The 6,382-nt window shown below is 69.2% G+C and carries 8 protein-coding genes; 6 read left to right on the forward strand and 2 right to left on the reverse strand.

Annotated features, from left to right (window positions below):
* Positions 1-26: 26 nt before the first annotated feature.
* Positions 27-437 carry a PH domain-containing protein gene (locus tag DB033_RS00315; protein ID WP_111764945.1) on the reverse strand — a complete coding sequence of 137 codons (411 nt, stop codon included), beginning with the start codon at positions 435-437 and terminating at the stop codon, positions 27-29.
* A gap of 169 nt (positions 438-606) precedes the next feature.
* The gene (crgA, locus tag DB033_RS00320) at positions 607-888 is read right to left on the reverse strand and encodes a cell division protein CrgA (protein WP_111764946.1); all 282 of its coding nucleotides are present in this window, start codon (positions 886-888) and stop codon (positions 607-609) included.
* A gap of 363 nt (positions 889-1,251) precedes the next feature.
* Here crgA and DB033_RS00325 point away from each other — a divergent pair, with 363 nt between their 5' ends.
* The 6 genes from DB033_RS00325 to pgi all read left to right on the forward strand — a co-directional run bounded on the left by DB033_RS00325 (position 1,252) and on the right by pgi (position 5,862).
* The gene (locus DB033_RS00325) at positions 1,252-2,037 is read left to right on the forward strand and encodes a DUF881 domain-containing protein (RefSeq protein ID WP_111764947.1); all 786 of its coding nucleotides are present in this window, start codon (positions 1,252-1,254) and stop codon (positions 2,035-2,037) included.
* A complete protein-coding gene (locus DB033_RS00330; RefSeq protein WP_240615660.1) occupies positions 2,034-2,972 on the forward strand; it encodes a class E sortase in 939 nt (312 codons plus the stop codon). The genes DB033_RS00325 and DB033_RS00330 overlap by 4 nt, the downstream gene beginning before the upstream one ends.
* Complete coding sequence (locus DB033_RS20870) at positions 2,972-3,127, forward strand: hypothetical protein (RefSeq protein ID WP_170315447.1); 156 nt, start codon at positions 2,972-2,974, stop codon at positions 3,125-3,127. Before DB033_RS00330 ends, DB033_RS20870 begins: the two co-directional genes overlap by 1 nt.
* Before the next feature lie 41 nt (positions 3,128-3,168).
* Complete coding sequence (locus DB033_RS00335; protein ID WP_205843579.1) at positions 3,169-3,816, forward strand: aminodeoxychorismate/anthranilate synthase component II; 648 nt, start codon at positions 3,169-3,171, stop codon at positions 3,814-3,816.
* A 12-nt stretch (positions 3,817-3,828) separates the two neighbouring features.
* Positions 3,829-4,062 carry a DUF1272 domain-containing protein gene (locus DB033_RS00340; RefSeq protein ID WP_111764948.1) on the forward strand — a complete coding sequence of 78 codons (234 nt, stop codon included), beginning with the start codon at positions 3,829-3,831 and terminating at the stop codon, positions 4,060-4,062.
* An 84-nt stretch (positions 4,063-4,146) separates the two neighbouring features.
* The gene (gene pgi / locus DB033_RS00345) at positions 4,147-5,862 is read left to right on the forward strand and encodes a glucose-6-phosphate isomerase (RefSeq protein WP_111764949.1); all 1,716 of its coding nucleotides are present in this window, start codon (positions 4,147-4,149) and stop codon (positions 5,860-5,862) included.
* The last annotated feature ends 520 nt before the right edge of the window (positions 5,863-6,382 follow it).

Raw genomic sequence — 6,382 nt, forward strand, 5'->3', positions numbered from 1 at the left:
AGGCGGGGTGGCTCGGCCGGCGCCGGTCAGCCGCCGGTGCGGATCTTCGTGAGTTCGGCCGCGACGTCGGCCGGGTCCTGCCCGAGCTCCATCCGGGTGAAGACCAGGAGCTCGTCGTCGTCGAGGTCGATCTCGAGGGAGTTGTTGACCGTCCCGAGCCGCTTACGGCCGACCACCTCCATCCGCCGGACCCGGCTCCAGGGGATGGTCCGGGACCCCGAGACCGACCCGACGACGATGCCGTCGACCGAGGCGCGCAGCCGGTCGCGCATCCGCCAGCCGAGCACCATGGCGCCGAGCACCACGATCATCACCGCGCCGGCGATGACCCGGTCACCGGCCGTGCCGGCGACGATCATCCACAGCACGCCGGTGGCCAGCAGCACGCCGCCGAACACGAAAGCACCCGGACGCGGTCCCCAGTGCAACTCGGTCACGGTCGTTCCTCCTGATCGGTGCTCCGCTGCTGCGACGATCCCCGCCCACACCGGACGACCACGGCCGTCGGACGACGACGTTGTCCACAGGGGTTGTGCACATTGGGGATGAATGACACGCGTGTGGTTCGGACGATCCGGACAGCCGTGGGACAGCCGTCCGCCCTGGTCAGCGCCAGCGCATCGTCATGATCAGGCCGGCGATGAGCAGGGCGAAGGCGATGCCGAAGTTCCAGTTGCCGAGGTCACGCATGAAGGCGATGCCGTCGCCCCACAGGTAGAACACGATCAGCCAGAGGAGACCGACGAGGAACAGGCCCAGCATGATCGACAGGAAGACCGGACCCGACGGCGCCGCGACCTTGGCGCGCAGCGAGGCGGACTCCGCCTGGGTCGTCCGGGTGGCGGTGGCGGTGGCGACCGTCTTCTTGCGGACCTTGGACTTGGGCATCGGACTTCCTTCACGGCGTGGCGGGGACCCGGCACGGGCGGGTCTCCACAGGACTGGCTGGAACGGGAACTGACGACAGGACAGCAGCACCCGGGCGGACGCGGCCGCCACCGGAATCCCCGGCGAACAGCCGGCTTCCGGTGGGTGACGCCCCCGCGAGCGGTGGTGCACAACTCCCGGTTCCGACGAGAACGATCACGCCGGCCGGTAGGCTCGCCACTGCACGTGACGATCCGTTCGTCCAGCGTACTTCGTATCGATGCTCGGCAGACCCGTCCGCGCAGTTCACGGGCCGCGGCCGAGGTGGGGTGGGGCCCGCGGCCGGGGAGGACCCGGGGTCGCGTCAGCAGGGCGGGAGGTGGCATGCACGACGACTCGCCGACGTCCGGCTCCGACCGTAACCGGACCGTCGCACCGGGGCCGCGCCGCAGCCGCCGCCGCTGGCAGGTCGCGGTGACCGTGGTGTGTCTGGCCGGCGGCTTCCTGTTCGGGACCGCACGCTCGTACTCCGGGGGCGACGAGATCCGTCCCCGGAACGTGGAGCTGTCGGGATTGATCAACGAGGCCCAGCAACGCGTCGGCGAAGCCGAGGCCGTCGCCCAGACCCTGCAGCGTCAGATCGACGCTGCCGCGGGGCAGGACGTCTCGCCGCAGGTCGCCGAGCAGCGCACCGCGGCCGACCAGCTCGCGCCGGCCGCCGGGCTGACCCCGGTCGAAGGTCCCGGCGTGACGGTCACCATGACCGACGCGCCGCGCGACTCCGACGGGAACTATCCCGCCGACGCCAACCCCGACGACCTCGTCGTCCACCAGCAGGACGTGCAGTCGGTGGTCAACGCACTGTGGGCCGGTGGTGCGGAGGCCATGACGATCATGGATCAGCGGGTCATCGCCACGTCGGCGGTGCGCTGCATCGGCAACACCCTGCTGCTGATGGGCAGGGCGTACTCACCACCCTTCGTGGTATCGGCGATCGGGCCGTCCGGTCCGATGATCGCCGCCATCGAGGCCGAGCCGGGCGTGCGCCTGTTCCGGCAGTACGTCGACCGCTTCAACCTGGGATTCGAGATCGAGATCGCCGACGACGTGCGGGCCCCGGCCTACGACGGTCTCGTCCGGATGACCGCGGCACAGGAGGTTCCCCGGTGACGACCGGCCAGATCCAGCTCGACTCGCCGCCGCCACCGCCTCGACGAACCGGCGGGTTCCGCGACGAACCCGTCCGCACGACCATCCGCGGCATCGGGCAGCTGTTCATCACCTGCGGCGTGGTGCTGCTGCTGTTCGTCGTCTACGAGGTGTGGGTGACCGACTACTTCGGCGCGCAGAAGCAGGAGCAGGTCAAGGAATCCATGGAACAACGGTGGGCCGGCGGCGGCGCGACCGACGTCCCGCCCGCCGACGCCGGCGAGGGCGGAGGTGACGACGGGGCCCTGGCGCCGCCGGCCGACGCGCAGGTGGTCGACCCGGCCGCGCGGGTGCGGACGTACGACACGACAATCGGCGAGGGCTTCGCCAATCTCGACATCCCGGTCTTCGGCGCGGACTACAACTTCACGATCGTCGAGGGCACCACGGCCGAGGACCTGTACGGCAATCCCGGGCACTACGACGACACCCAGTACCCCGGCGAGATCGGCAACTTCGCCGTCGCCGGGCACCGGGTCAGCAAGGGGGCGCCGTTCAACGCCCTGGGCACGTTGAACTCCTGCGACGCGCTGATCGTCGAGACCCAGGACGAGTGGTTCGTCTACCGGGTGCTGCCGATGGCCGAGGAGGCCGCCGGCTGGGATCCCGCCGCCCGTCCGCAGTGCGCCGGCGTGGTTCCGTTGACCGGGGCCTACGAGGGCGTGGTCGGTCGCGAGATCGTCGACCCCTCGGACTACGCGCAGGTCCTGCCGGTGCCGCACGTGAACGCGGCCGGACCCGAGGCACTCGCCGCGGCCGACCAGCGGCTGATCACGCTGACGACCTGTCATCCGCAGTTCTCCGACCGCGAGCGGATGATCATCCACGGCGTCCTGACGAAGTCGTACGCGAAGGCCGACGGCTTCCTGCCGCCGGAACTGAGTGAGGTGGGCTGATGTACACCTGGATCTGGCGGCACCTGCCCGGGACGGCGTGGGCCAAGGCGGCGCAGGCGTTCGTGCTGTTCCTCGCCGTGGTGGCGCTGCTGTTCTTCGTGATCTTCCCGTGGGCCGAGCCGTACCTGCCGTTCGACCAGGTGCAGGTGGGCTGAGCCACCGCACACGGTGGCGTGGGTCTGGGAGGATCGACGCCGTGACCCGCATCCTTGTCGTGGACAACTACGACTCGTTCGTCTTCAACCTCGTGCAGTACCTGCAGCAGCTCGGGGCCGAGTGCGTCGTGCGCCGTAACGACGCCGTCACCACCGACGAGGTGGCCGAGCTCGGGGTCGACGGCATCCTGCTCTCACCCGGGCCGGGTGAGCCCCACGACGCCGGCGTCAGCGAGGACATGATCCGGTACGCCGCCGAGCACGAGACGCCGCTGCTCGGCGTGTGCCTCGGGCACCAGGCGATCGCCGAGGTGTTCGGTGCGGTGGTCAGCCGGGCGCCGGAACTGCTGCACGGCCGCACGTCGCAGGTGTCCCATTCCGACGGGACGGTCTTCGCGGGTCTGCCCGATCCGTTCACCGCGACGCGGTACCACTCGCTCGCGGTGGAGGCCGACACCGTCACGGAGGTCCTGACCGTCACGGCCCGCACCGAGGACGGGATCATCATGGGGCTGCGGCACCGGGATCATCCGATCGAGGGCGTGCAGTTCCATCCGGAGTCGGTGCTCACCCAGGGCGGACACCGCATGCTCGCGAACTGGCTCGCCGAGTGCGGTCGGCCCGAGGCGCGTGACGCGGTCGGTCCCCTCGAGGCCGAGGTCGAGGCGTTGCGCACGGCCGCGGTCTGAGGCGGTCCCGTCGTGCTGGAGCTGCGGCCGAACTGCGAACAGTGCGACCGCGATCTGCCGCCGGACAGCCGGGATGCGCGCATCTGCACCTTCGAGTGCACGTTCTGCGCGCCCTGCGTCGACGACGTGCACAGGGGCGTCTGCCCCAACTGCGGCGGCGACTTCGTGCCCCGGCCGATCCGGCCGCCGGACGCGTTGCTGCGCCATCCGGCATCGACGGTCCGGGTGCATCGCCACACCCCGTGACGGCAGGGCGCACCCCGAGTGGAGCCGCCGGTCGTGCGAGGGGAGGATCGTCGTCGGAGCGTTCACCGACGAGAGCAGGAACCGATGACCACACCCACCGCCCAGACCCCACCCGTCGACGCGACGGCCACCGCCGCGTGGTCGGCGCTGGCCGGCCACCGAGCGGGGATGACGCCGGACCTGCGCGCCTGGTTCGCCGAGGACCCCAACCGCGCCGCGGACCACAGCCTCACCGCCGGTGACCTGTTCGTCGATCTCTCCAAGAACCTGATCACCGCCGAGACGCTGCCCCTGCTCACCCAGTTGGCCGAGGAGGTGAACCTGCCCGCGCGGATCGAGGCGATGTTCACCGGTGAGCGGATCAACGTCACGGAGAACCGGTCGGTGCTGCACACCGCGCTGCGCCGGCCCGCCGACATCGAGCCGAAACTGGTCGTCGACGGCCAGGACGTGGACACCGACGTGGACGAGGTGCTGGCCAAGATCTACGGCTTCGCCGAGAAGATCCGGTCCGGCACGTGGACCGGTGTCACCGGCAAGCCGATCGAGACGGTCGTCAACATCGGCATCGGCGGCTCGGACCTGGGCCCGGTGATGGTCTACGAGGCGCTCAAGCCGTACGTGCAGCCGGGCCTCGAGGTGCGGTTCGTGTCCAACATCGACCCGACCGACATCGCCGAGAAGACCAGGGGCCTGGACCCGACGACGACGCTGTTCATCGTCGCGTCGAAGACCTTCACCACGCTGGAGACGTTGACCAACGCGCGTCTCGCCCGGGCCTGGCTCTGGCGCGAGCTGGCCGCCGCCGGCGCGATCTCCGACGACGACGACGCCCGCACCACCGCCGTGGCCAAGCACTTCGTGGCGGTGTCGACCGCTCTGGACAAGGTCGCCGCGTTCGGGATCGACCCGGCCAACGCCTTCGGCTTCTGGGACTGGGTCGGCGGTCGGTACTCGGTGGACTCCGCGATCGGCACCTCGGTCGCGGTGGCGATCGGCAAGGACGCTTTCGAGGACTTCCTGGCCGGTTTCCACGCGATCGACGTGCACTTCCGCGAGACCACCGATCTCCGGCGGAACGTGCCGGTCCTGATGGGTCTGCTCAACGTCTGGTACTCGAACTTCTGGGACGCCGACACCCACGCGGTGCTGCCCTACGCGCAGTACCTGCACCGCTTCCCGGCCTACCTGCAGCAGCTGACGATGGAGTCCAACGGCAAGTCCGTGCGGTGGGACGGCAGCCCGGTGACCACGTCCACCGGCGAGGTGTTCTGGGGTGAGCCCGGCACCAACGGGCAGCACGCCTTCTACCAGCTGATCCACCAGGGGACGCGGCTCATCCCGGCCGACTTCATCGCGGTGGCGACGCCGGCGAACCCGCTGGTGGACGTGGACGCACCCGGGGAGCCGGACGTGCACGAGCTGTTCCTCGGCAACTTCTTCGCCCAGACCAAGGCACTCGCATTCGGCAAGACCGCCGACGAGGTCCGGGCCGAGGGCACCGCGGAGACGGTGGTGCCGGCCCGCGTGTTCCCCGGCAACCGTCCGTCGACCTCGATCCTCGCGCCCGCGCTGACCCCGTCGGTGGTCGGGCAGCTGATCGCGCTGTACGAGCACATCACCTTCGTCGAGGGCACCGTCTGGGGCATCGACAGCTTCGACCAGTGGGGAGTGGAGCTCGGCAAGCAGTTGGCCAGCCAGCTCGCGCCGGCCGTGGCCGGCGACCAGGCCGCGATCGACGAGCAGGACTCGTCCACCAGATCGCTGATCGAGTGGTACCGGGCGCACCGCGAGCGCTGAAGGTCGGGTGCCGGGACGGTGCGGAACACGTGTGGTGTGGATCGCACCGGTCCGGAACGGCCGTCGGGGGCGGATCCGGGGCCTGACAGGTCTCGGAGACGGCTCCCGGGGACGGCCGGAGACGACGGCCAGGCGGTGTCCGCACCGCCGCTGACCTGCACGTCCACGGTGCCTGAGAAGGGCCCAGGACCGCCTGTCATGGCGCGGCGTGGAAAAAGTTGGGCTGGTGGTTTGACGGGTGGGTGGGGGGTCTGTAATGTAGTTCGAGTTGCCTCCGCAAGGACGAAGTCGCTGGGACTGAGTGTTTGTGTGTGGGTTTGTTGTTTGAGAACTCAACAGTGTACCGAAAGTCAGTGCTTAGTTTTTTCCCGTGCATCTGTCTTCTGTGGCTCTTTTTTTGGGGTTGTGGTTGGTGGGTGTTGGGTTCCTTTGATGCACTTTTGATCTGATTTTTTGTCAGGTTTTGTTGTGTGTTGGAGATCAGTTTTCTGATGTTTTCATTGGAGAGTTTGATCCTGGC

It is taken from the genome of Nakamurella deserti, assembly GCF_003260015.1.
Taxonomy (GTDB): Bacteria; Actinomycetota; Actinomycetes; order Mycobacteriales; family Nakamurellaceae; genus Nakamurella; species Nakamurella deserti.